The organism is Enterobacter sp. 342, from assembly GCF_036663495.1.
Lineage (GTDB): Bacteria > Pseudomonadota > Gammaproteobacteria > Enterobacterales > Enterobacteriaceae > Enterobacter.
This window is the reverse complement of the sequence record NZ_JAWUEI010000017.1, coordinates 73,742-94,877: the sequence shown is the minus strand read 5'-3', so window position 1 is coordinate 94,877 and position 21,136 is coordinate 73,742. Positions and strand designations below refer to the sequence as shown.

General features: G+C 56.5%; 19 protein-coding genes and 1 pseudogene. 9 read left to right on the top strand and 11 right to left on the bottom strand.

The window, feature by feature from the left end; translation table 11 throughout:
• Nucleotides 1-83 precede the first annotated feature (83 nt).
• Nucleotides 84-1,172: an AAA family ATPase gene (locus tag V6E55_RS15100; RefSeq protein ID WP_316943231.1), complete on the top strand. Its 1,089-nt coding sequence runs from the start codon at nt 84-86 to the stop codon at nt 1,170-1,172.
• Between the two features lie 116 nt (nt 1,173-1,288).
• The gene (locus V6E55_RS15095) at nt 1,289-2,020 is read left to right on the top strand and encodes a carbonic anhydrase (RefSeq protein ID WP_316943230.1); all 732 of its coding nucleotides are present in this window, start codon (nt 1,289-1,291) and stop codon (nt 2,018-2,020) included.
• A gap of 107 nt (nt 2,021-2,127) precedes the next feature.
• On the opposite strand, the gene V6E55_RS15090 is transcribed toward V6E55_RS15095, so the two are convergent.
• The 4 genes from V6E55_RS15090 to V6E55_RS15075 form a co-directional block, all read right to left on the bottom strand.
• A complete protein-coding gene (locus V6E55_RS15090; protein ID WP_316943229.1) occupies nt 2,128-3,120 on the bottom strand; it encodes a GlxA family transcriptional regulator in 993 nt (330 codons plus the stop codon).
• A 26-nt stretch (nt 3,121-3,146) separates the two neighbouring features.
• Nucleotides 3,147-3,926: an MBL fold metallo-hydrolase gene (locus V6E55_RS15085; RefSeq protein WP_316943228.1), complete on the bottom strand. Its 780-nt coding sequence runs from the start codon at nt 3,924-3,926 to the stop codon at nt 3,147-3,149.
• 124 nt (nt 3,927-4,050) lie between these two features.
• On the bottom strand, nt 4,051-4,851 hold the full coding sequence (gene nlpA, locus V6E55_RS15080; protein ID WP_316943227.1) for a lipoprotein NlpA: 801 nt from the start codon (nt 4,849-4,851) through the stop codon (nt 4,051-4,053).
• A gap of 138 nt (nt 4,852-4,989) precedes the next feature.
• Nucleotides 4,990-5,409, bottom strand: coding sequence for a GNAT family N-acetyltransferase (locus V6E55_RS15075; protein WP_114979007.1), 420 nt, complete (start codon nt 5,407-5,409; stop codon nt 4,990-4,992).
• 186 nt (nt 5,410-5,595) lie between these two features.
• Here V6E55_RS15075 and V6E55_RS15070 point away from each other — a divergent pair, with 186 nt between their 5' ends.
• The 6 genes from V6E55_RS15070 (at nt 5,596) to V6E55_RS15045 (ending at nt 13,340) form a co-directional block, all read left to right on the top strand.
• On the top strand, nt 5,596-6,165 hold the full coding sequence (locus V6E55_RS15070; RefSeq protein ID WP_129996999.1) for a TetR/AcrR family transcriptional regulator: 570 nt from the start codon (nt 5,596-5,598) through the stop codon (nt 6,163-6,165).
• 147 nt (nt 6,166-6,312) lie between these two features.
• Nucleotides 6,313-7,434 carry an efflux RND transporter periplasmic adaptor subunit gene (locus V6E55_RS15065; protein ID WP_114979009.1) on the top strand — a complete coding sequence of 374 codons (1,122 nt, stop codon included), beginning with the start codon at nt 6,313-6,315 and terminating at the stop codon, nt 7,432-7,434.
• The gene (locus tag V6E55_RS15060) at nt 7,434-10,544 is read left to right on the top strand and encodes an efflux RND transporter permease subunit (protein WP_316943225.1); all 3,111 of its coding nucleotides are present in this window, start codon (nt 7,434-7,436) and stop codon (nt 10,542-10,544) included. Before V6E55_RS15065 ends, V6E55_RS15060 begins: the two co-directional genes overlap by 1 nt.
• Entirely contained in the window at nt 10,544-11,908 is a 1,365-nt protein-coding gene (locus tag V6E55_RS15055; protein WP_316943224.1) for a TolC family protein, read from the top strand. Before V6E55_RS15060 ends, V6E55_RS15055 begins: the two co-directional genes overlap by 1 nt.
• A gap of 120 nt (nt 11,909-12,028) precedes the next feature.
• Nucleotides 12,029-12,325 carry a YicS family protein gene (locus V6E55_RS15050; protein WP_023333976.1) on the top strand — a complete coding sequence of 99 codons (297 nt, stop codon included), beginning with the start codon at nt 12,029-12,031 and terminating at the stop codon, nt 12,323-12,325.
• 109 nt (nt 12,326-12,434) lie between these two features.
• Nucleotides 12,435-13,340, top strand: a complete 906-nt coding sequence (locus V6E55_RS15045) for a DMT family transporter (RefSeq protein ID WP_316943223.1) — start codon at nt 12,435-12,437, stop codon at nt 13,338-13,340.
• 36 nt (nt 13,341-13,376) lie between these two features.
• Here the strand turns inward: V6E55_RS15045 and nepI are convergent, their stop codons facing one another.
• The 3 genes from nepI to V6E55_RS15030 form a co-directional block, all read right to left on the bottom strand.
• A complete protein-coding gene (nepI, locus tag V6E55_RS15040; RefSeq protein ID WP_316943222.1) occupies nt 13,377-14,567 on the bottom strand; it encodes a purine ribonucleoside efflux pump NepI in 1,191 nt (396 codons plus the stop codon).
• A 66-nt stretch (nt 14,568-14,633) separates the two neighbouring features.
• Nucleotides 14,634-15,161: an SRPBCC domain-containing protein gene (locus V6E55_RS15035; protein WP_316943221.1), complete on the bottom strand. Its 528-nt coding sequence runs from the start codon at nt 15,159-15,161 to the stop codon at nt 14,634-14,636.
• 97 nt (nt 15,162-15,258) lie between these two features.
• Nucleotides 15,259-15,711 carry a DUF1198 domain-containing protein gene (locus V6E55_RS15030; protein WP_114979016.1) on the bottom strand — a complete coding sequence of 151 codons (453 nt, stop codon included), beginning with the start codon at nt 15,709-15,711 and terminating at the stop codon, nt 15,259-15,261.
• 219 nt (nt 15,712-15,930) lie between these two features.
• Between V6E55_RS15030 and V6E55_RS15025 the strand changes: the two are divergent.
• A pseudogene (locus tag V6E55_RS15025) lies at nt 15,931-16,146 on the top strand (MBL fold metallo-hydrolase); the annotation flags it as partial.
• A gap of 61 nt (nt 16,147-16,207) precedes the next feature.
• Here the strand turns inward: V6E55_RS15025 and uhpT are convergent.
• The 4 genes from uhpT to uhpA form a co-directional block, all read right to left on the bottom strand.
• On the bottom strand, nt 16,208-17,605 hold the full coding sequence (gene uhpT, locus V6E55_RS15020) for a hexose-6-phosphate:phosphate antiporter (protein ID WP_114979017.1): 1,398 nt from the start codon (nt 17,603-17,605) through the stop codon (nt 16,208-16,210).
• A 132-nt stretch (nt 17,606-17,737) separates the two neighbouring features.
• Nucleotides 17,738-19,048 carry an MFS transporter gene (locus V6E55_RS15015; RefSeq protein ID WP_114979018.1) on the bottom strand — a complete coding sequence of 437 codons (1,311 nt, stop codon included), beginning with the start codon at nt 19,046-19,048 and terminating at the stop codon, nt 17,738-17,740.
• Nucleotides 19,041-20,546: a signal transduction histidine-protein kinase/phosphatase UhpB gene (gene uhpB, locus V6E55_RS15010; RefSeq protein ID WP_316943218.1), complete on the bottom strand. Its 1,506-nt coding sequence runs from the start codon at nt 20,544-20,546 to the stop codon at nt 19,041-19,043. The genes V6E55_RS15015 and uhpB overlap by 8 nt, the downstream gene beginning before the upstream one ends.
• Nucleotides 20,543-21,136 carry a transcriptional regulator UhpA gene (gene uhpA, locus V6E55_RS15005; protein WP_114979020.1) on the bottom strand — a complete coding sequence of 198 codons (594 nt, stop codon included), beginning with the start codon at nt 21,134-21,136 and terminating at the stop codon, nt 20,543-20,545. The genes uhpB and uhpA overlap by 4 nt, the downstream gene beginning before the upstream one ends.

The following is a 21,136-nucleotide window of genomic DNA, read 5'->3' as shown; positions in this document are numbered from 1 at the left end:
CACCCTCACTGTCGTCTCTTTTTTGCATTTCATCTCAAAGACTGTGATTATATACAGGCTTATTCTGCAAAAGGGGCAAGCCTGTGATTAACACCCTGCACATTCAAAACTACCGCTCAATTCGCGATACGTCACTGGAGCTGGAACAGCTCAACATTGTCTTCGGCCCAAACGGCACCGGGAAATCGAATATCTATAAGGCGATTTACCTGATGCACAGCGCGGCTCAGGGGCAGTTTTCCCAGGCGCTGGCGAATGAAGGTGGGATTTTGAAAGTGTTCTGGGCAGGGAAAACCCGCAGAGACCAGTTGCGGCGCATGAACCTGGCGGTAGAAACCGAAACCTACGAATACGAATTGCAGGTGGGTTTTGTCGAAAAGCTGCCTTATCCGTCGCAGTTTCAGCTCGACCCGGTGATCAAAGAAGAGTCCATCTGGCTCAGCGGCCAGCACCGTCGTCCGTCGTCGCAGCTGATGAAGCGCAAGAATCAGGCCGTGTTTCTGAACAACGTGCATCACGAGAAAGTGACCCACAGCGGCACGCTGTATGAGAACGAATCGGTATTCGGGCAGCTCGGCGAACCGCATCTTTACCCGGAAGTGTCGCAGATGCGCGAGTCCCTGCGTAACTGGCGTTTTTATCACGAGTTTTCTGTCTCATCCGGCTCGGCGATGCGGGCTCCACAAGTCGGTTTCCGCTCCCCGGTGCTCGCCAGCGATGGCTCAAATCTGGCGGCAGCGTTTCAGACCATCGTCGAGATTGGCGACGAATTGCTGCTGATGCGCATTCTCGACCAGGCATTTCCTGGCTGCGTGTTTTACAGCGACAACACCGGCGGACGTTTCCGCATGATGATGCAGCGGGAAGGTCTGAGCAGGCCGCTGGAACCGGCGGAGTTCTCCGACGGTACCCTGCGTTTCCTGTGCCTGGCGGTGGCACTGTTAAGCCCGCGCCCGCCAGCGTTTATCGCGTTGAACGAGCCGGAAAACAGTCTGCACCCGCAGATGCTGCCAGCCCTGGCAAGCTTAATTGCTGAGGCCAGCCGCTATTCACAAATCTGGCTTACCAGCCACTCGCCGGAGCTGGCGAAGTTGATTGAGAAGCAGCGATCATTTTCGCTGTATCAGCTAAAGATGGTAGAGGGGGAGACGAGGGTGGAGCGGCTGGGGTAGGTTTTATTCTCTCACCTTCCTTACCTTAAATAACCACACTTAAGGACGGGTCTTATAGGAAAGAGTACAATGCCATCAATACCTTAATGCGCATTTATTATTCCTGGAGACATATCATGAAAAGCATTCTGACCGCATCCCTGTTCGCCCTTTCTGCCTCTGTCTTTGCAGGAGCGACCCCGCACTGGACATATGAAGGTAAGGCAGGTCCGAATAACTGGGGAGAGCTCAGCGACGAGTTTGTCACCTGCAAGACCGGGAAATTTCAGTCGCCGATTGATATCCGTCGACCCTTTGATGCCGCACTGCCGCCGCTCGAGCTGCACTTCCATACTGCCGCCGAAAAGATGATTAACAATGGCCACACCCTGCAGGTGACCGCCAGCGATGAAGATGAGTTCCGCCTGGATGACCAGACCTTCATCCTGCGCCAGTACCATTTCCACACTCCGAGCGAAAACCGGATCAACGGTAAATCCTTCCCGCTGGAAGCGCATTTTGTTCATGCCAGCAAAGAGGGCGACATCGCGGTGCTCGCCGTTATGTTTGAGGTAGGCCCTGAGAACAGCGCGTTGACTCCACTGCTGGCACATCTTCCGAAGGAAAAGGACCATGAAGTGTCGATTGATAAACGCCTCGATCTTCGTCCGTTGTTCCCGGCTGACCTGCACTACTATCGCTTCAGCGGTTCGCTGACCACCCCACCGTGCACCGAAGGGCTGCGCTGGCTGGTGATGAAAAACACCGTGACCTTGTCAGAAAAGCAGCTGGAGATGTTTAAGCAGGCGCTTGAGCACAGCAACAACCGTCCGCTTCAACCGCTGAACGGCCGTGTGATTGTTCAGTAACACCGTGTGACGCATAAAAATCCCGCCGTGCGGGCGGGATTTCCGGTTCAGATACGCTGACTTTCTTACGGTAAGAGCTGCGTCTAGTCACTGCGTTTCTAAATTGGTCATGCCACTCCCTTTGCAACAGGATTATTTTTAGCTGAAAATGGCTGAATTCGGAACGTTTTGCGCCATTCTGCCGGGCTGACCCCAAAACGCGCTTTAAACTGCTGGCGATATGTCACCGCCGACACAAATCCCACCTGCTCTGCCACGCGTTCAATCGGTATATTTCCGGCTTCAAGCAGGATCTGGCTGCGCCGCAGGCGTTCGGCGGTCAGCCAGTCGGCGACGCTCATCCCCGTGGCTTTAACAAAATGGCGGGTCAGGGTGCGGCGGCTCATGGAAACCACCTCCGCCAGCGAGTCCAGATTATGCGGCTCGTTAATGTGTTGCTGGAGATAATCAATCAGAAAGTTAATCCGCGCATCGCGGGTATCTTTTGGTACAGGCTGGGCAATAAACTGCGCCTGCCCGCCCTCACGGTGAGGGGGAACAATCATCCGCCGGGCAATCTGGTTCGCGACCACGCTGCCAAAGCGCTGGCGGATAATATACAAACAACAATCCAGCGCAGCGGCGGTGCCCGCTGAAGTAATGATGTTGTCGTCATCGACGTATAGGGCGTTGATATCCAACTGGACGTTCGGGAAAAGCGACTGGAACTGGTGCTCAAACTCCCAGTGCGTGGCTGCGCGTTTGCCATCGAGAATACCCGCGTAACCCAGCACAAACGAACCCAGGCACAGCCCGACCATTTCCGCACCGTTGTCTCTTGCCTGCACCAGGCTATCGAGCAGCATCTGCGGCGGGCGTTCCAGAACGTGCTGCCAGTAAGGCACCACCACGATATCAGCCTGCGCAATTGCGGAATAATCCTGCGTGGCATTAAGCGCAAAGCCGTCTCTGGAGGTCAGTAATCCCGGTTTTTCGGCACAGATCGTGACATTAAAGCGCTTTTCCCCAGATACCGTATCACCAAACAGAATACAGGGAACGGAGTAGTGGAACGGGCTAAACCCGTCCACTGCAACAATCGCGACGTTTACTGGTGGCATTTGTCTCTCCTTTCCCCTTTGAACACTCAGAATATAACGCTTTCGCCATCCTGTGGAATGCTCAGCATATCACTGAACTGGTTGGCTTCGGCGTACTCACGCAGTGCGTGGCGGGTTAACAGGCAGTGGTTGATCGCCTCCATATGGACCGCCACAATCTGTGCCTGCGGCAGCAGGAAATGGACGTTCAGAACATCCTGCTCGCCCATAATAATCGGCCCGAAACCCAGCACATGCGCGTAACCAGCATTAAGTACCACCACATCCGGCTGGTGTTTTTGCAGATCGGCCGCCACCTCTTCGCGCCAGATGGTATCTCCTGCAATGTACAGTGTCTTCTCATCAGGATGACGCAACACCACACCGCAGGCTTCCCCCAGACGCTCCGCCAGCTCTGGCACCGCATAAGCACGATCGGTACCGTGCTGGCCGCCGTGGGTTTTCGCGATGCGGATATCGCCAAAACGAGTCTCATCTGTCATCACCGTCAGGTTGCTAAACCCCTGGCTGCGCAGCAGTGCAGCGTCACTGTCGTTTTGCACGTAGACAGGTTTGTCTTTGGCGATCAGCTCAATGGCCGTTTGATCCCAGTGATCGTTATGGGTGTGGGTGACAATCACCGCATCGGCATCCAGCAATGTTTTTACGTCAACGGGCAGTTCAACCATCGGGTTGCGAATATCTGCGCGCGCCGTGCCAGGAAAACCCGGATACGCGCCTTTTGGTGCCAGCATCGGGTCGATTAAAAAACGTTTTCCGGCGTAGGTAATCAGCTGAGTGGCATTGCGAATTTGGGTGATGTTCATGGGTTATCCTCCGGTTGGTGTGAGAAAGAGAATAGCCAGAGGGGCAGTTTTGCGATGTGGGTTAAAGGGCGATGATCGATGGAATCGGGCCAATGTGAAAAGGCGGGTTTCCCCGCCAGCGTGCTTACCAGCCAGGCACTGCGCCGCCGTTAAAGATAGTCTCTGCCGCTTTCGCCACCTCAGGTGACTGATACGACTGAATAAACGCCTTCACGTTCTCTGCGTCTTTGTTGTCTTCACGCGTCACCACAATGTTCACGTACGGCGAATCTTTGTCTTCGATAAAGATCCCGTCATGCACCGGCGACAACCCGGTTTGCTGAAGATAAGTGGTGCTGATAATGGCGACATCGACTTTCGGGTCATCCAGCACGCGCGGCAGTTGCGCCCCTTCCAGTTCCATAATTTTCAGGTTTTTGGGATTTGCCGTGATATCCAGCGCCGTCGGCAGCAGGCCAGTGTCTGGCTTGAGGGTAATCAGCTTCTCTTTTTGCAGCAGCAACAGCGCGCGGCCGAGGTTGGTTGGGTCGTTCGGAATAGCAATGGTCGCGCCATCTTTCAGGTCAGACACGGATTTGATTTTGCGGGAGTATCCGGCCATCGGGAAAACAAAGGTGTTCGCCACGGCGACCAGTTTGTAGCCGTGTGCTTTGTTATCTTCTGCGAGGAACGGGCGATGTTGGAAGACATTAGCGTCCAGTTCCCCCTGGTTGGTGGCATCGTTAGGTAACAGCGAGCCGCTAAAGCCCACCAGCTCGACATCCAGGCCATATTTCTCTTTCGCCACTTTTTTGGCGACTTCCGCCACGTCCTGTTCAGCGCCATTGATGACGCCCACTTTAATGTGTTTGGCATCGCTGCCACTTTGATCGCACCCTGCCAGCAGCAGGCCAGCAAGTACCAGAGCACCCAATCGACGTTTCACAAGACAGTTCCTTTTGCTGAATGTTTTAGTGACTATATCGACAACGAGGCGGTGAAATAAAAACCGAAAAAGAATCAATAAGAAGGATAAGTTATATGCGGTCTATTGCCGGGCTTACCCTGCCTACAGATTCAGGACTTAAAGCGCTTTTGCCAGGTAATGTCGCTGCATGCCCGGATAAGGATAATCCTGCAAAGACATCTGAAGCTGGTACCCCTGTTTTTCATAGAACGGGCGCGCCTGGAAGCTGGCGGTATCGACCAGCGCGTGCTTGCAGCCCTGGCGTCTGGCTTCGTCTTCAGCCGTTTTGATAATCCGACCGCCGACGCCGGAACCGCGCACGCTATCGCTGACCCACAGAAAATCAATATTCAGCCAGTCGCCTTTACGTACCCCAATTAGCCCACCGAGCATAATGCCTTTTTCGTCTCGCACGTAAACGCCAATATCCCCACTGAAGCTCGCCAGATCTAAAAACTGCCCGTTATAGGCTCTCAGCCCCGTCAGTAACTCTTCTTTTTCTTCAGGCGTAACTTTTTTAGTGATGCTCAAATGCATATTGCTCTCCTTATTTTCAGCGCAATCTGAATATCTCACAGCTTAACCTTCATAAAAACTCCTTATTTCCTCCATTGTTTAATCCAGGAAACATTCATTCAATATGTAAATAAAAAAAGCCTTTCCAATACGCACCCGAAACGTATACTGAGAACGATCATTCTCACTTTTACACGGTAGCCGACGATGAGTACGAAACTGGAAGAAAGACAAAAACAACGTCAGGACGAGATCATCATCGCCGCGCGCCGCTGCTTTCGCGCCAGCGGATTTCACGCTGCCAGCATGTCGCAGATTGCCAGCGAAGCGAAGCTTAGCGTCGGGCAAATTTACCGATATTTCAGCAACAAAGACGCGATTATCGAAGAGATGATCCGCCGAATCATCGACTCGCGCATTGAGGAGATGCAGGGGAAAACCCTGGTGGAAGGGATGCCGCAGGCGCTCGCCTGGCGACAGACCCTCAACGAAGATGACGATGCGCTGATGCTGGAAATGTCCGCTGAGGCCACGCGCAATCCGCAGGTGGCGACGATGCTAATAGAAGCCGAATCGCGCATGTTTGCCAACGCCTGCGAGCACCTGAAAAAGCAGTTTCCCCACCTGAGCGACAAGCATATTCGCTGCTGCGTGGAGATTACCGCTGTGATGATCGAAGGAACTATTTATCGTCGACTCATGCCATTAAAAGTACCGTCAGAACAATTAGAACCCCTTTATCAGGATATTTTAAATATGCTTTTCTCTGCGAAGTAATCGCATATGAATAATTAGCGGGAATAAATAATCCCCCTTTTTTACATTTCTGGCTCAGCCAGAGATGCGGTATCGCTGTGCCTTTAAATAGCCCTCCTCCCTGTTAAGCGATTAACGGGCAGGTATCGTTCACCCTGGAAAAAGATTATGAAAACCATAACAACCTCCATCGCGGCATTACTCCTCCTGACAGGGTGCGATAATGCGCAAATATCTGCTCCCCAACGTCCTCTTCCGGAAGTGGGGATTGTCACCCTCATGAGCCAGCCTGTTTCCGTCGTCAGTGAGTTGACGGGCCGCACCACCGCAGCCATGAGCGCCGAAGTGCGCCCGCAGGTAGGCGGCATTATTCAAAAGCGGCTGTTCACCGAAGGCGATACCGTTAAAGCCGGACAGGCGCTGTATCAAATTGACCCTTCCAGCTATCGCGCGGCGTTTGATGAAGCCGCCGCAGCACTGAAACAGGCCCAGGCGCTGGTAGCGGCCGACTGCCAGAAAGCCCAGCGCTATGCACAGCTGGTGAAAGACGACGGCGTGTCACGTCAGGATGCGGAAGACGCGAAATCTACATGCGCGCAGGACAAGGCCAGCGTCGAGTCAAAGAAGGCCGCGCAGGAGAGCGCTCGCATTAACCTCAACTGGACCACCGTGGCCGCACCGATTACCGGACGCATCGGCATCTCCTCCGTCACCCCCGGCGCCCTGGTGACCGCCCAGCAGGATACCGCGCTGGCGACCATTCGCGGTCTGGACAGCATGTACGTCGATTTGACGCGCTCCAGCGCCGATCTGCTGCGCTTACGTAAACAAACCCTCGCCACCAACAGCGACACGCTGAGCGTGTCGTTAATCCTGGAAGACGGCAGTACCTACAGCGAAAAAGGTCACCTGGCGCTGACAGAAGTCGCGGTCGATGAATCTACCGGCTCGGTGACGCTGCGCGCCGTCTTCCCGAACCCGCAACATCAGCTGCTGCCGGGCATGTTTGTGCGCGCCAGAGTGGATGAAGGCATCATGAACGAGGCGATCCTCGCGCCGCAGCAGGGCATTACCCGCGATGCCAAAGGCAATGCCACCGCGCTGGTCGTTGATGCCAGCAACAAAGTGGAACAGCGTCAGCTGGAAACGGGCGAGACATACGGCGACAAATGGCTGGTGCTGAGCGGCCTGAAAGCAGGCGATAAGCTGATTGTTGAGGGCACCGACAAAGTCACCACCGGCCAGGAAGTGAAAGCCGAAGAGATGAAAACAAACGGAGGAAACGCCTGATGTTTTCCCGTTTCTTTGTGCGTCGCCCGGTATTTGCCTGGGTGATCGCTATTCTGATTATGCTCGCGGGTATGCTGGCGATCCGCACACTGCCGGTTGCGCAGTACCCGGACGTCGCCCCGCCATCGATCAAGATTTCCGCCACCTACACGGGTGCATCGGCACAGACGCTGGAAAACAGCGTCACCCAGGTCATTGAGCAACAGCTGACCGGGTTGGATAACCTGCTCTACTTCACCTCCACCAGCAGTTCGGACGGCTCGGTCAGCATTAACGTGACCTTCGAACAGGGAACCGACCCGGACACCGCGCAGGTTCAGGTGCAGAACAAAGTCCAGCAGGCAGAATCACGCCTACCAACCGAAGTACAGCAGTCCGGGATTACTGTCGAAAAATCGCAGAGTAACTTCCTGCTGATCGCGGGCGTGTACGATAAGACCGACAAATCCAGCAGTTCCGATATTGCCGACTGGATGGTCAGTAACGTGCAAGATCCGCTGGCACGTGTTGAAGGCGTGGGTAGCTTGCAGGTGTTTGGTGCTGAATACGCTATGCGCATCTGGCTCGACCCGGCGAAGCTGGCCTCTTACGCGCTGATGCCGTCCGACGTGCAAAGCGCCATTGAAGCGCAGAACGTGCAGGTTTCTGCTGGTAAAATCGGTGCGCTGCCGTCATCAAACGCACAACAGCTGACCGCCACCGTGCGCGCCCAGTCGCGCCTGCAAACAGTCGATCAGTTCAAAAATATCATCATCAAAAGCAAGACCAACGGCTCAGTCGTCCACATCAGCGATGTCGCGCGTGTAGAGATGGGCAGTGAAGATTACACCGCGACCGCGAAGCTGAACGGCCACCCGGCTGCGGGTATGGCTGTGATGCTTTCCCCAGGTGCTAACGCGCTGAATACTGCCACGGCGGTGAAGAACAAAATCGCTGAATTTAAACGTGCGATGCCGGAAGGCTACGACGTTGCCTACCCGAAAGACAGCACCGAGTTCATCAAGATCTCGGTTGAGGATGTGATCCAGACGCTGTTCGAAGCCATTATCCTCGTGGTGGTGGTGATGTACCTGTTCCTGCAAAACATCCGCGCCACGCTTATCCCGGCGCTGGCCGTGCCGGTGGTGCTGCTGGGTACGTTTGGTGTCCTGGCGCTGTTCGGGTATTCCATCAACACCCTGACACTGTTTGCGATGGTGCTGGCGATAGGGCTTTTGGTGGATGACGCCATCGTGGTGGTGGAAAACGTCGAGCGTATTATGCGCGACGAAGGGCTGCCCGCCCGCGAAGCGACCGAAAAATCGATGGGTGAAATCTCTGGCGCGCTGGTCGCCATTGCTCTGGTGCTTTCCGCGGTGTTCCTGCCGATGGCGTTTTTCGGCGGCTCCACCGGGGTTATCTATCGTCAGTTCTCGGTAACCATTATTTCGGCGATGATCCTCTCGGTCGTGGTGGCGCTGACCCTGACTCCGGCGCTTTGCGGCTCGGTACTGAGCCACACCCCACCGCACAAAAAAGGCTTCTTCGGCGCATTTAACCGCTTCTACAGCAAAACCGAACACGGCTATCAGAACAAGGTGCTGCGCGCACTGCGCCGCTCTGGCGGGATGCTGGTCATCTACGCCCTGCTCTGCGGCGCAATGGGGCTGGCGATGCTAAAACTGCCGGGCAGCTTCCTGCCAACGGAAGACCAGGGCGAAATCATGGTGCAGTACACCCTGCCAGCAGGGGCGACTGCAGTGCGTACCGCAGAGGTGAGCCGCCAGGTGCGTGAGTGGTTCCTCACCAAAGAGAAAGCCAATACCGACGTTATCTTTACCGTTGAGGGCTTTAGCTTCAGCGGCAGCGGCCAGAATGCCGGGATGGCGTTTGTCTCGCTGAAAAACTGGTCTGAGCGTAAAGGCACTGAGAACACCGCCCAGGCCATTGCCCTGCGTGCCACGCAGGAGCTGAGCACCATTCGTGATGCCACCATTTTTGCCATGACGCCACCTTCGGTCGACGGTCTGGGGCAAAGCAACGGTTTTACCTTCGAGCTGATGGCCGCCGGTAATACCGACCGTGAAACCCTGCTGAAAATGCGTAACCAGCTGATTGGCGAGGCGAATCAGGATAGCGACCTGCACACCGTACGTGCCAACGATCTGCCGCAGATGCCACAGTTGCAGGTGGATATTGATAACAACAAAGCCGTGTCTCTGGGGCTCTCCCTCAGCGATGTGACCGATACGCTCTCAAGCGCCTGGGGCGGAACCTACGTGAACGACTTTATCGATCGTGGTCGCGTGAAAAAGGTCTACATCCAGGGTGACAGCGATTACCGCGCCGTGCCGTCCGATCTGAACAAATGGTATGTACGCGGCAGCGACAGCACCATGACGCCGTTCTCTGCGTTCGCTACCACCCGCTGGGAATACGGCCCGGAAAGTCTGGTGCGTTACAACGGATCGGCAGCGTATGAGATTCAGGGCGAAAACGCCAGCGGCGCGAGCTCCGGTACGGCGATGAGCAAAATGGAGCAGCTGGCAAACAGCCTGCCATCCGGCACCACATGGGCGTGGAGTGGTTTGTCGTTGCAGGAAAAACTGGCGAGCGGTCAGGCGATGAGCCTGTATGCCCTCTCCATTCTGGTGGTGTTCCTGTGCCTTGCCGCGCTGTATGAAAGCTGGTCGGTACCGATTTCGGTCATCATGGTGATCCCGCTTGGTGTACTGGGGGCAGCAGTGGCCGCCACCCTGCGCGGCCTGAACAACGACGTTTACTTCCAGGTGGCGCTGTTGACCACCATTGGCCTGTCGTCGAAAAACGCCATTCTGATTGTTGAATTTGCCGAGGCAAAAGTGGCTGAGGGGTATTCCCTGACCCGGGCCGCTATCCGCGCCGCTCAGACGCGTCTGCGCCCTATCATCATGACCTCGCTGGCGTTTATTGCGGGTGTGACACCGCTGGCCGTGGCAACAGGTGCAGGGGCCAACAGCCGCGTGGCGATCGGTACGGGCATCATCGGCGGTACGCTCGCCGCAACGCTGCTGGCTATCTTCTTCGTCCCCCTATTCTTTGTACTGGTGAAACGTCTGTTCTCCGGTAAGCGCGCAAACCGGAGGTCATAATGTTTCGCGTCTCTGTTTTAGTGTTAGCTCTGTTGAGTGCGGGCTGTGTCTCGCTCGATCCAACCTATCAACGGCCTGATGCCCCCGTCCCGGCGACATTGCCGGGCGCGCACGGCGAAGCGACGACCGTGGTCAGCCAGTGGCAGCAGGTGATGAACGATGCGCGTCTGAAAAGCGTGGTGACAATGGCGCTCAACAGTAACCGCGATGTGCAAAAAGCGATTGCCGATATCGACGCCGCCCGCGCCCAGTACGGTGAAACCCGCTCGTCATTGTTCCCGACGGTGGACGCAGAACTGAGTCACACCCGCAGCCGCACGCTGGCAAGCAGTGTGACCACCAGCGATGAGGCAAATGGCGCTGTCTCCAGCTTCGAGCTGGATCTGTTCGGCCGTAACCAGAGCCTGTCCCGGGCGGCACGTGAAACCTGGCTTGCCAGCGAATTCACCGCCCAGAACACCCGCCTGACGATGGTCAGCGAGCTGACGACGGCCTGGGTTACTCTCGCCGCCGATAACAGTAACCTGGCGCTGGCGAAATCGACGATGGAGAGCGCCGTAAACTCGCTCAACATCGTGAAGCGTCAACAACAAGTTGGCGTCGCGGCGGCAACGGACGTCAGCTCAGCGATGGCGGTTTACCAGCAGGCGCGGGCCAGCGTGGCGAGTTATCAAACCCTGGTTATGCAGGACAAAAACGCCCTGAATCTGCTGGCGGGCGCGACCGTACCGGATAACCTGCTGCCCGGTACGCTGGAGAGTCTGAGCGATAACGCCATCACCCTGATCCCGGCAGGCGTCAGCTCTAGTACGCTGCTGCGCCGCCCGGATATTCAGGAAGCCGAACATAACCTGCTGAGTGCCAACGCCAATATCGGCGCCGCACGCGCCAACTTCTTCCCGACGATTTCGCTCACCGCCAGTGCAGGGGTGGGAAGCGATTCGCTGTCGTCCCTGTTCAGCCACGGTATGAAGGTCTGGTCGTTCGCACCATCCATCACCCTGCCGCTGTTTAGCGGCGGCAACAACATGGCGCAGCTGCGCTACGCTGAGGCAGAGAAAAAAGGGTTAATTGCCACCTACGAGAAAACCATCCAGAGCGCGTTCAAAGATGTGGCCGATGCGCTAGCGCGTCGCGAAACGCTGAGCGAACAGCTTGATGCCCAGCGTGAATACGTGGCCGCCGAGCAGAAAACGCTGGATGTGGCAACGCGCAGCTATCAGGCCGGCGCGGGAGATTATCTGACGGTACTGACCGCGCAGCGGTCGCTGTGGTCGGCGCAGGAATCGTTGATTGCGCTGCAGCAAACCGACCTGGAAAACCGCATCACACTGTGGCAGTCGCTGGGCGGCGGGATTCACTAACTTCATCGGTGGGCGATTCTCATGCGCAGAAAAGAGAAAATCATACTTTTGTCTGGAATCGCTACACTGAATGTAACGATATATTTCATGGGAAGCATGTGACGTTAACTGGAGGTTTCGATGAAAGCTGCGCACCTGGTCTGCCTGCTGGTTTGTCTGCTCTTCGCCGCGTTTGTCCATGCTCAGGAAAAGGAGGATCCGGCGAAAGAGGCGCAAATAAAGCAGCAGGTCCTTAAAGATATTAAGAAAACCTGTACGCCACAGAAAAAGCAGAGCGATAAAGCCTGGCAGGAGATGATTTTGTCGTCCGAGGCCAATCAACTGCTGATCAAAAACGCCATTACCGCCGTGAAGCGCGACAATCTGGACGCCTACTGGGCAGCGATTGGTCAGGTGGATTGCATGGAAGATTATTAAGTACGCCGCTACGTTTCCCATGACGAGTCTGGTTTAGGGCTCCTGGCTGCACGCCACAGGCAATCGTCCCATGTTATGCTGGGAAAAAACCAACATAACAGGGGAGAACATGGGTTCCACACGTAAAGGGATGCTGAACGTCCTGATCGCCGCCGTTTTATGGGGAAGCTCAGGGGTTTGCGCGCAGTACATCATGGAGAAAAGCCATATTTCTTCGCCTTACCTGACTATGGTTCGCCTGCTGTTTACCGGTGTTATCCTGCTCACGCTTTCCTTCGTGCACGGCGACAAGATTTTCTCGGTCATCAAAAATCGCAAAGATGCCCTCAGCCTGCTGATTTTCTCGCTGGTTGGCGCGCTCACCGTGCAGCTTACTTTCCTGCTGACGATTGAAAAATCCAACGCCGCCACCGCGACAGTGTTGCAGTTCCTCTCACCGACCATCATCGTGGCGTGGTTTGCGCTGGCGCGGAAAAAACGTCCAGGTATGTTTGTCTTATCCGCGATAATGACGTCGCTTATCGGCACGTTTCTGCTGGTCACCCACGGCGACCCGACCTCACTCTCTATTTCGCCTGCGGCCCTGTTCTTCGGCATCGCCTCGGCGTTTGCCGCCGCGTTTTATACCACTTACCCGTCAACGCTGATCGCCCGCTACGGCACGCTGCCGATTGTCGGCTGGAGTATGTTGATTGCCGGGTTAATGCTGACTCCGTTCTACGCCGGGCGCGGAACAACGTTTGTCATTGATGGCAGCCTGCTGCTGGCGTTCTTCTACCTGGTGGTGATCGGTACCGCGCTGACGTTCAGCCTGTACCTGAAAGGTGCACAGATGATTGGCGGGCCAAAGGCGAGCATTTTGAGTTGCGCCGAGCCGCTGAGCAGCGCGCTATTGTCGGTTATCCTGCTGGGTGTGGCGTTCACTCTACCGGACTGGCTGGGCACGCTGTTGATTGTGTCGTCGGTGGTACTGATTTCGATGGATTCGAGAAGACGGGTTCAGACATCGGCGTAGCCAGATTCCCTCTCCCACGGGAGAGGGAGAAAGCCATTACTTCGCCTTCACCTTCGAGGCCACCAGCAGCGCCGTCAGCAGCATCAGCGTACCGGAAATCACCAGCGGTGACGTCAACCCCAGATGGTCGAGCGCAACGCCACCAATGGCTGCACCGCAGGTGTTCGCCAACTGGATCACCGCCACCTGAATGGAACCGGCTTTTTCCGCCTGATCAGCAAGCGAGCGGGTGATCCACGTTGACCAGCCTACCGGCACCAGCGCAAAGGCAAAGCCCCAGATAATGGCAATCGCCGACGCTACCCATTTATCGCTACCCCACAGCACCAGCACTGTGGCACTGACAGCCAGCACCAGCGGTGCACCCGCCAGCGCCACTTTCAGGGAGCGTTTCAGGAACTGGGACGACAGGGATGTGCCAATAAAGCTGGCAATGCCGAAACTCAACAGCACCAGCGTCAGGCCATCCACGTCAAAGCCCGCCATGGTCATAAACACCGGGCGGATGTAGGTGAAGAAGGCAAACTGCCCGGCGAAAGACATAAAGATAGCAGTCATCCCCGCCAGCACACCCGGGCGCTTCAGCAGGCTGAACATGTTCTGTTTGTGATGCGCCGCTTCACCCGGCAGGGATGGCAGCGCTTTCCACACCCAGATAATGCACAGAAAACCCATTACCGCCGCCGCGTTAAAGACGTTTCGCCAGCCGATAATCCCACCAAGGAAACTGCCCAGCGGCGCGGCGATCACCAGAGCAATAGAAACGGCACCAAAGATAACGGACAACGCTTTTGGCACCGTGCGCGCAGGTACAAGCCGCATGGTCAGTGAGGCGGACATTGCCCAGAAGCCGCCCAAGCCTAAGCCCAGACAGGCACGACCGAGCAGCAGCAACGTGAAGCTTTCAGCAAACGAGACCAGCAGGCAGGAGAGTGTCAGTAGCACGCTAAACAGAATAACCACTTTGCGGCGGTCAATGGTGCCAATCACCTGGGTGATAAACAGGCTGGCGAACATCGCCACAAAGGCGGTTACGGTAACAGACTGTCCCGCCACACCTTCGGAAATGCCCAGATCCTGCGCCATGGGCGTCAGCAGGCTGACCGGTAAAAACTCAACGGTAATCAGGCAGGCGACGCAGAATGCCACGGAGAAAACCGCCGACCAGTTTGGGCGTGAAACCTCTTTGGTCTGCGGTCTGGTCGTGGGTTGGATATGTTCGGTCATGGGCGTCACCTGGAGATAAAAACGTGCGGAAAAGTCGCGCAGTTTATCATCAAAAGTGTGACGAATTTAACGATTTGACAACTTTTCTTTCATCGCTGCATTCGCCAGGCCAACGATCCACTCCTGATGCCCGTTAATCATCGGGTTTGGCACGGTACGCGCCAATTCCTGCGCCGGAACGCCTTTCTGCGACTCCTGAGTCAGAATGCGTACGCGGTTGGCGGGCAGGTCTTCAAACAGCCACGCGTGGATCACGTCCAGGCGTGAGTTCGCCTTCCCTTCCACCCAGCCGTGCCAGGCGATACGCGCGGCTTCACCGTCAACCGGTGGAACATATTCCGTCACCTGCGCCTCAACCGGGAAGCCAAAAGTGGTGAAGCGGAAGCGGGCGTTAGCACTCAGTTCAGGGCCGCTGCCGTCGTGGAAACGAATATCTTCGGCGTTGCTGTAATAACCCGGCCACAGGGTCGTGTCGTTGAGTTGCGCCCAAATCTCTTTGGCGCTCAGCCCGGCGACGATGATTTCGTTAGATGCAAAGTTATCGGTGGTGCCTGGCAGGTAGTCGTTCGGCCAGATAATCGCGGATTGTTTCATGGTTCACCTCGTCATGTTGTTGATGAGGTGATGTTGCGCTCACGAGTGGTATAAATCTAATGATGATACTTTATACTCTTCATCACGATTCGTGATATCAGTGCAGGTAAAACACGCCCTCTTGCGGCAAGAAGAGCTGATTGTAGCGTAGCTGGAAGGCATTAAGTTCCTGCAGATCGGGCTCGATCTCGCGCATAAAGCCGAGCGCGAGTCGGACTTGCGCATCGGTGATTGGCGCACCCAGGCGGGCTTTACGCAGCATGCGGTGCCAGGTGTGCAGGTTCTCTTCGCTACCATCGACGATGCAGACCTGCCAGATCAGCAACACTTGTGCCGCGTTTTGCAGGTGCGCCTCGTCCGGACGCTCAAGATAACGGATAAACTCATTCCCCGGCGTTTTGCCAAACTGGTCGATCATCGACTCAACGGGCATCGGGGTGATCCCCAGACGTTCGCTTAAGCGTTTGATGGCGCGTCGGGAATCCGAGGTCAGGATCCGAAATCCGACCACAAACACCACAGCAAGCGTTGCCAGCATTATCCAGACCATGCGTTCTCCTTAGAATAGCCGCTCATCATAGCGGGAAACGCAGGGCGTCAAAAGCGGGCAGAACCATAATAGTGAACTGAAAAGCGCTGGAAAAAGGGCAGGAAAGCCACTTTGGTTTTTATTGGGGCAATTGTATATCCACGGTGTATGGTCAATGCCTGGCGGTAACGAATAATCACTTCAGGGAAAGAGCGAACATGTCCATAACAATCAGTGTCCTGCTGGAGAATAACCGGTATCAATCACATCCATGCAATTTTCGGCGGTTTCCATCTTCGCTGTGCGTCACCGCGTAAGCTCTGGGCAGTCAGGCAGTTTCTGCGCGGCCTACAGCTCGACAAAATAATGGGCTGCCATTGTACGGGTAAATGGGGCAATTTGTGGTTGCCCGGCACAGTCACCCCGTCAACAGGGGATATTTTTGTTTTGGGGTAGGTCTTAACCCAGTTAATAAAAAAGCCCGGCGGTCAGCCGGGCAAAGAAGTCACCTGCACACTCAGGCTGCTTTCAATTTTTGCTTCTGCGCACGATTCTCTCGGCGGATCTTACGTTCTTCCAGCACCGCGACCATCGCCATCAGGACGATACAGCCGATGGCTGCGGCATCCAGCGCGGCGAAGGTACCTGCCCAGCCGGTGAGGCCGAAAACTGGCGTGCCGTCGGCGATCATCCCCAGACCGAGCTTGGCGAAGCTGTCGCCGATCAGGTAGGCGAAGGTGCCCTTAATCCCATCGGCGGCACCGATCGCTTTTTTCGGTACAAAACCAACCGCCGCCACGCCGATCAGCAGCTGTGGACCAAACACCAGGAAGCCGAGCGCGAACAGGGATGCCAGATAAACGTACTGGTTGCTGGCATGCTGGTACACACCGAGGGTGGCGATAATCAGCGCCAGCGCAATGCAGGCCACCAGCGCACGACGTCCATTGGCAAGGTCAGAAAGCCAGCCCCACAGCAGCGTGCCAACCAGCGCGCCCACTTCGAACAGGGTAAAGCCCTGGATCGCGACTTCTTTAGAGAGCTTCAGCTCCTGGAAGGCATACACGGTTGACCACTGGTCGATACCGATACGCACCACGTACAGGAAGATGTTCGAGAAACATAACAGCCAGATCACTTTGTTTTTCAGCACGTACTCAACAAAGATCTGCCATTTGGTCATCTCGTTTTCTTCGGTTTCTTTGTCCTCTTCGCTGATCTCCTCGCCAAACAGCTCTTCAGCTTTGCCGAGGCCATAAGATTCCGGGGAATCACTACCAAAGCGCAGGCCGATAAAGCCGACAATCAGGGCGATAATCGACGGGAAGATAAACATGCCGATCACATGGCCGTCGAACAGATAGTTGGCACCGAACAGAGCCACGCCCGCCGCACCGGCACCACCGAGGTTGTGGGAGATGTTCCACATGCCAAGATACGACCCACGCTTACGGCGCGGCGTCCATTTGGTGATGGTGGAATAGCTGCACGACCCGCCGGTACTCTGGAAGAAACCGCTCAGGGCGTAGAAGGCAATCATCAGGAACAGGCTAACCGAGCCCGCGCCCATGCTGGCGCTAAAGCCGAGCATACAGATGGCAGAGAGGATCAGCATAAACGGCAGGAACTGCTTGGTATTTTTGCCGTCAGCGTAATAGGAAACCAGCGTTTTACCCACGCCGTAGGTGATGGAGAAGCCCAGGCCAATCATCCCCAACTGCGTCATGCTCAACCCATAGGTCGAGATCATGTCATTCTGCGCGATGTTAAAGTTTTTGCGGATCAAGTACATGGTCAGGTAGCCGATAAAGACTACCAGATAGGACTGCATGAACGGCTTGAACCACATTTTGCGCCGCACATCGAGCGGCAGATCCAGGGTCGGCTTGCGCACCTGGTTTAAGAAGGCCAGCATGGTTGGTTTACTCCTGAGCTGATTTTTACCGCATTGTAAAAATCAGCCGGGAGAGATGCCTGAGACAGCGTCCAGGTGAAACCGGGAATATTTCCTAGTTTTGCCCCTTTCGGGACGAAAAGGTGAGGCGTATCACGCTTCGCGCGGTGCCTGGGCGTGCAAAAACGGTAACAGCAGCAGAGCAGAAATCCCCGCCGCAATGGCAATCACCGCGAAGAAACCGCTCCAGTGCCAGATGTCGATGACCCGCGCCAGCGGCCAGCCGGAGAGCGATGCGCCGAGGTAGGCAAACAGCCCGACAAAGCCCGTTGCCGCGCCAGCCGCCTCTTTGTGCGAGCACTCTGCCGCCGCCATGCCGATCAGCATCTGTGGACCAAACACAAAGAAACCGGTGGTGAAGAAGCACGCCGCCTGCATGACGTAGCTGGCAAACGGCATCAGCCACAGTGAGCCTACCGAGAGCAAAATCCCGGCAGCAAAAATGAGGTTCATCGGGCCACGGTTGCCGTTGAACAGCTTGTCCGAACCCCAGCCCGCCACCAGCGCGCCGATAAACCCGCCCAGTTCAAACATGGTCACCGCCGAGTTGGCCGTCACCAGATCCACGCCGAGCGTCTCAGACATGTACAAATTACCCCAGTCATTGATCGCCGCGCGCACTACGTAGACCAGCACATAACAGAGCGACAGCAACCAGATATAGGGGTTCTTCAGCACGTATTTGGTGAGGATTTCTTTGCGGGTTAACCCTGCCCCTTCCTGCTGCTGGGCAATCTCCATTTCATCATGACGCCAGTCACCCACCGCAGGAAGACCTACGGTCTGCGGCCTGTCACGCAAACGCCAGCAGAGGAACAACCCGGCGATAATCGCTAACCCGCCCGCAATCATCATGCCTGCACGCCAGCCGTAATGCAGCGCTGCTGCGCCGACGACGATGGGGATCAGCGCGCCACCCACGTTATGCGCGGTGTTCCAGACTGCCCACCAGCCGCCACGCTCGTTGCGCGAGTACCAGGTAGTGAGCAGACGGGCACAAACCGGGGCTCCCCAGCCCTGGAAGAAGGCGTTCAGCGCCCACAGCAGCGCAAAGGCCCACAGTGAGGTGGAAAAACCAAACAGGATATTCACCACTCCCGTGGCAATCAGCCCAAAGCCCATAAAATAACGGGCGTTGGAGCGGTCACTGACGATGCCGGAGAAGAACTTCGACAGGCCATAGGTGATGTAAAACAGCGTCGCCAGCAGGCCGATGTCGGTGCGGGTCATCACGCCGCTGGCGAGGATCTCCGGCGCGGCGGCGTTGAAGCTTTTGCGGGTGAAGTAGAACAGCGCATAGCCGAGCCAGATGGTGATCAGGATATGGCGACGCCAGTAACGGTAACGGGCGTCAATTTCATTTTTATCGCTGATTGGGGCGGCAATAGCAGGGGTCTTAAACATGGTAACTCCTCAGCGGCAAACTGACGCTGACGCGCGTCCCGTGGGTGCAGGAGATGTTCAGCGTGCCGCCCAGCGCCTTCACGCGCTCGCGCATACCTGCCAGGCCAAATCCCTGCTGACCGGAGCCCGGCGGCAGGCCGCAGCCGTCATCTTCAATCACCAGCATCAGACGCTCGTCCTGCTGCCAGGCCTGCAACGTTACCGCGCTGGCATTGGCGTGCTTCACGATATTATTCAGCCCTTCCTGACACACCCGAAACAGTGTCACCCGCTGGCCTTCACTCAACAGCGACTCTTCAATCCGCCAGTCGAGATGGCTGACAATCCCGCGGCTTTCCAGCTCCATCTCGCGCATCAGGGAACGCACGGCCTGCTCAAGGGAAAGATCGTCCAGCTGGCGTGGACGTAACCTTCCGAGCAAACGCCTTACCGAGTCATACACACCCAGCGAGAGCTGTTCGATATGCGCTCCGCCCTGCTTCACACCGGCGTTTTCCGCCGCCAGACGCTGAACGATGCCCGCCTGCGTGCGGATGGCGGTAATGGTCTGGCCGATGTCATCGTGCAGCTCACGCGCCACCTCCTGTCGTACGCTCTCTTCGGTTTCCAGCAGGCGCTCCGCCAGACGACGGTTACGCGCCAGCTCGGTTTGCAACGACTGGTTCAGCTCACGCAGCCGTTGAATGCCCGCCCCGAGCAGCAGCCCGGTCAGGCTCTGGGCCAGAAGCGAGAGCAGTAAGTCTACCGGATGATCGTGCCAGGTCTGGCTGGCAATCAGCGCTATGGCGTTCATCAGGGTGGCGATCAGCGCCCCTTGCCAGCCGTAGTGCCACGCAAGCGCAATAATCGGCAGGGCCAGACAAAACGGGGTAAAGCGCGAGAGCTCTGCGGGCAGACCAAGCTGCAGCCACAGGCTTACCACAAACAGCAGCAGATACCAGATGAGGTGCCGTGCGCGCCAGTTCACCGGCTGAGAAACCAGCGACGGGCCGAGTGGCTGCCAGACGGTGCTGGTCAGGTAATGCCAGATCACCAGGCAAGTTGGCGCGAGCGTCAGGCCGCCGGTAAGGGTCAGTAGCAGCGCGTTGAGCATCTCTTTTTCGCCCACCCAGGGCAGAGACTGAAGCAGCGCGGCGGCAATCAGCGCCGCCCCCTGACGCAACAGCGTGCGCCAGTCGCGCTGGTGACGATATCGGGAAATAAGGGCAACAGGGAGAAGCGTGAGCAGGCTTCCGGTCATCAATAAGGGCAGATGCGCGAGGGCGACTTCCTGCGCCAGCCAGACCAGCATCAGCCACTCTGCGCCCAGCAACACAGGCCAGTAGCCACGCGGGCATTGCAGCATTAACCCCAGACGCAGGCCGAACGGGAACAGCAGTACTGCCAGTTCCGGGCGCTCCACCAGATGCAGGCTGATGCTCCACAGGCAAAACCAGGCGGCAGAGAAGATAAAAAAGCTGGCGACGACGGCGATCAGCCGCGAAAACACGGGACTCATTGCCAGCTATCAAACATGCGGCGCGCCAGCTCGACATCGTTGCTGACGTTGAGTTTTTCCATCAGATTGGCGCGGTGAACGTGCACGGTTTTTGGCGACAGATCCAGCTCAGCGGCAATCTCTTTCACCGACATCCCCTGAGCGAGCTTCTCCGCCACCTGACGCTCGCGTTTGGTCAGCGGATCCTGGCGTCCGGCAGCCAGCTTGATGGCGATATCCGGTGTCAGATAGCAGCCGCCGGTAGAGACGGTGCGCACGGCGGCGATCAGTTCGTCCGGGCTACAGCGTTTAGAGAGAAACCCACGTGCGCCCGCGTTGAGCGCCTGCTCCACCAGCGCCGGGCTGTCATGGACCGAAAGCATAATGATCGCCATTCCCTTCGGTAACTGAGTCAGCAGTTCCAGCCCGGAGAGATCAGGCATTGAGATGTCACAAATACAGACCTGCACCCCACGTCCGGGTAAACCCGCCAGCGCCTCGCGCCCGGAGCCAAACTCTGCGACGACCTCAAAATCAGGTTCAAGGTTCAAAAGCTGAGCAAATCCGGAGCGGACGATAAGGTGGTCGTCGATAAGAGCGATGGTCGTCAT

What these genes read in the sequence shown, in the direction of transcription:
- V6E55_RS15095 (WP_316943230.1), top strand. Translation starts at nt 1,289, where the DNA reads ATGAAAAGCATTCTGACCGCATCCCTGTTCGCCCTTTCTGCCTCTGTC.
- V6E55_RS15090 (WP_316943229.1), bottom strand. Translation starts at nt 3,120, where the DNA reads ATGCCACCAGTAAACGTCGCGATTGTTGCAGTGGACGGGTTTAGCCCG.
- V6E55_RS15085 (WP_316943228.1), bottom strand. Translation starts at nt 3,926, where the DNA reads ATGAACATCACCCAAATTCGCAATGCCACTCAGCTGATTACCTACGCC.
- V6E55_RS15075 (WP_114979007.1), bottom strand. Translation starts at nt 5,409, where the DNA reads ATGCATTTGAGCATCACTAAAAAAGTTACGCCTGAAGAAAAAGAAGAG.
- V6E55_RS15070 (WP_129996999.1), top strand. Translation starts at nt 5,596, where the DNA reads ATGAGTACGAAACTGGAAGAAAGACAAAAACAACGTCAGGACGAGATC.
- V6E55_RS15065 (WP_114979009.1), top strand. Translation starts at nt 6,313, where the DNA reads ATGAAAACCATAACAACCTCCATCGCGGCATTACTCCTCCTGACAGGG.
- V6E55_RS15060 (WP_316943225.1), top strand. Translation starts at nt 7,434, where the DNA reads ATGTTTTCCCGTTTCTTTGTGCGTCGCCCGGTATTTGCCTGGGTGATC.
- V6E55_RS15055 (WP_316943224.1), top strand. Translation starts at nt 10,544, where the DNA reads ATGTTTCGCGTCTCTGTTTTAGTGTTAGCTCTGTTGAGTGCGGGCTGT.
- V6E55_RS15050 (WP_023333976.1), top strand. Translation starts at nt 12,029, where the DNA reads ATGAAAGCTGCGCACCTGGTCTGCCTGCTGGTTTGTCTGCTCTTCGCC.
- V6E55_RS15045 (WP_316943223.1), top strand. Translation starts at nt 12,435, where the DNA reads ATGGGTTCCACACGTAAAGGGATGCTGAACGTCCTGATCGCCGCCGTT.
- nepI (WP_316943222.1), bottom strand. Translation starts at nt 14,567, where the DNA reads ATGACCGAACATATCCAACCCACGACCAGACCGCAGACCAAAGAGGTT.
- V6E55_RS15035 (WP_316943221.1), bottom strand. Translation starts at nt 15,161, where the DNA reads ATGAAACAATCCGCGATTATCTGGCCGAACGACTACCTGCCAGGCACC.
- V6E55_RS15030 (WP_114979016.1), bottom strand. Translation starts at nt 15,711, where the DNA reads ATGGTCTGGATAATGCTGGCAACGCTTGCTGTGGTGTTTGTGGTCGGA.
- uhpT (WP_114979017.1), bottom strand. Translation starts at nt 17,605, where the DNA reads ATGCTGGCCTTCTTAAACCAGGTGCGCAAGCCGACCCTGGATCTGCCG.
- V6E55_RS15015 (WP_114979018.1), bottom strand. Translation starts at nt 19,048, where the DNA reads ATGTTTAAGACCCCTGCTATTGCCGCCCCAATCAGCGATAAAAATGAA.
- uhpB (WP_316943218.1), bottom strand. Translation starts at nt 20,546, where the DNA reads ATGAGTCCCGTGTTTTCGCGGCTGATCGCCGTCGTCGCCAGCTTTTTT.
- uhpA (WP_114979020.1), bottom strand. Translation starts at nt 21,136, where the DNA reads ATGACGACCATCGCTCTTATCGACGACCACCTTATCGTCCGCTCCGGA.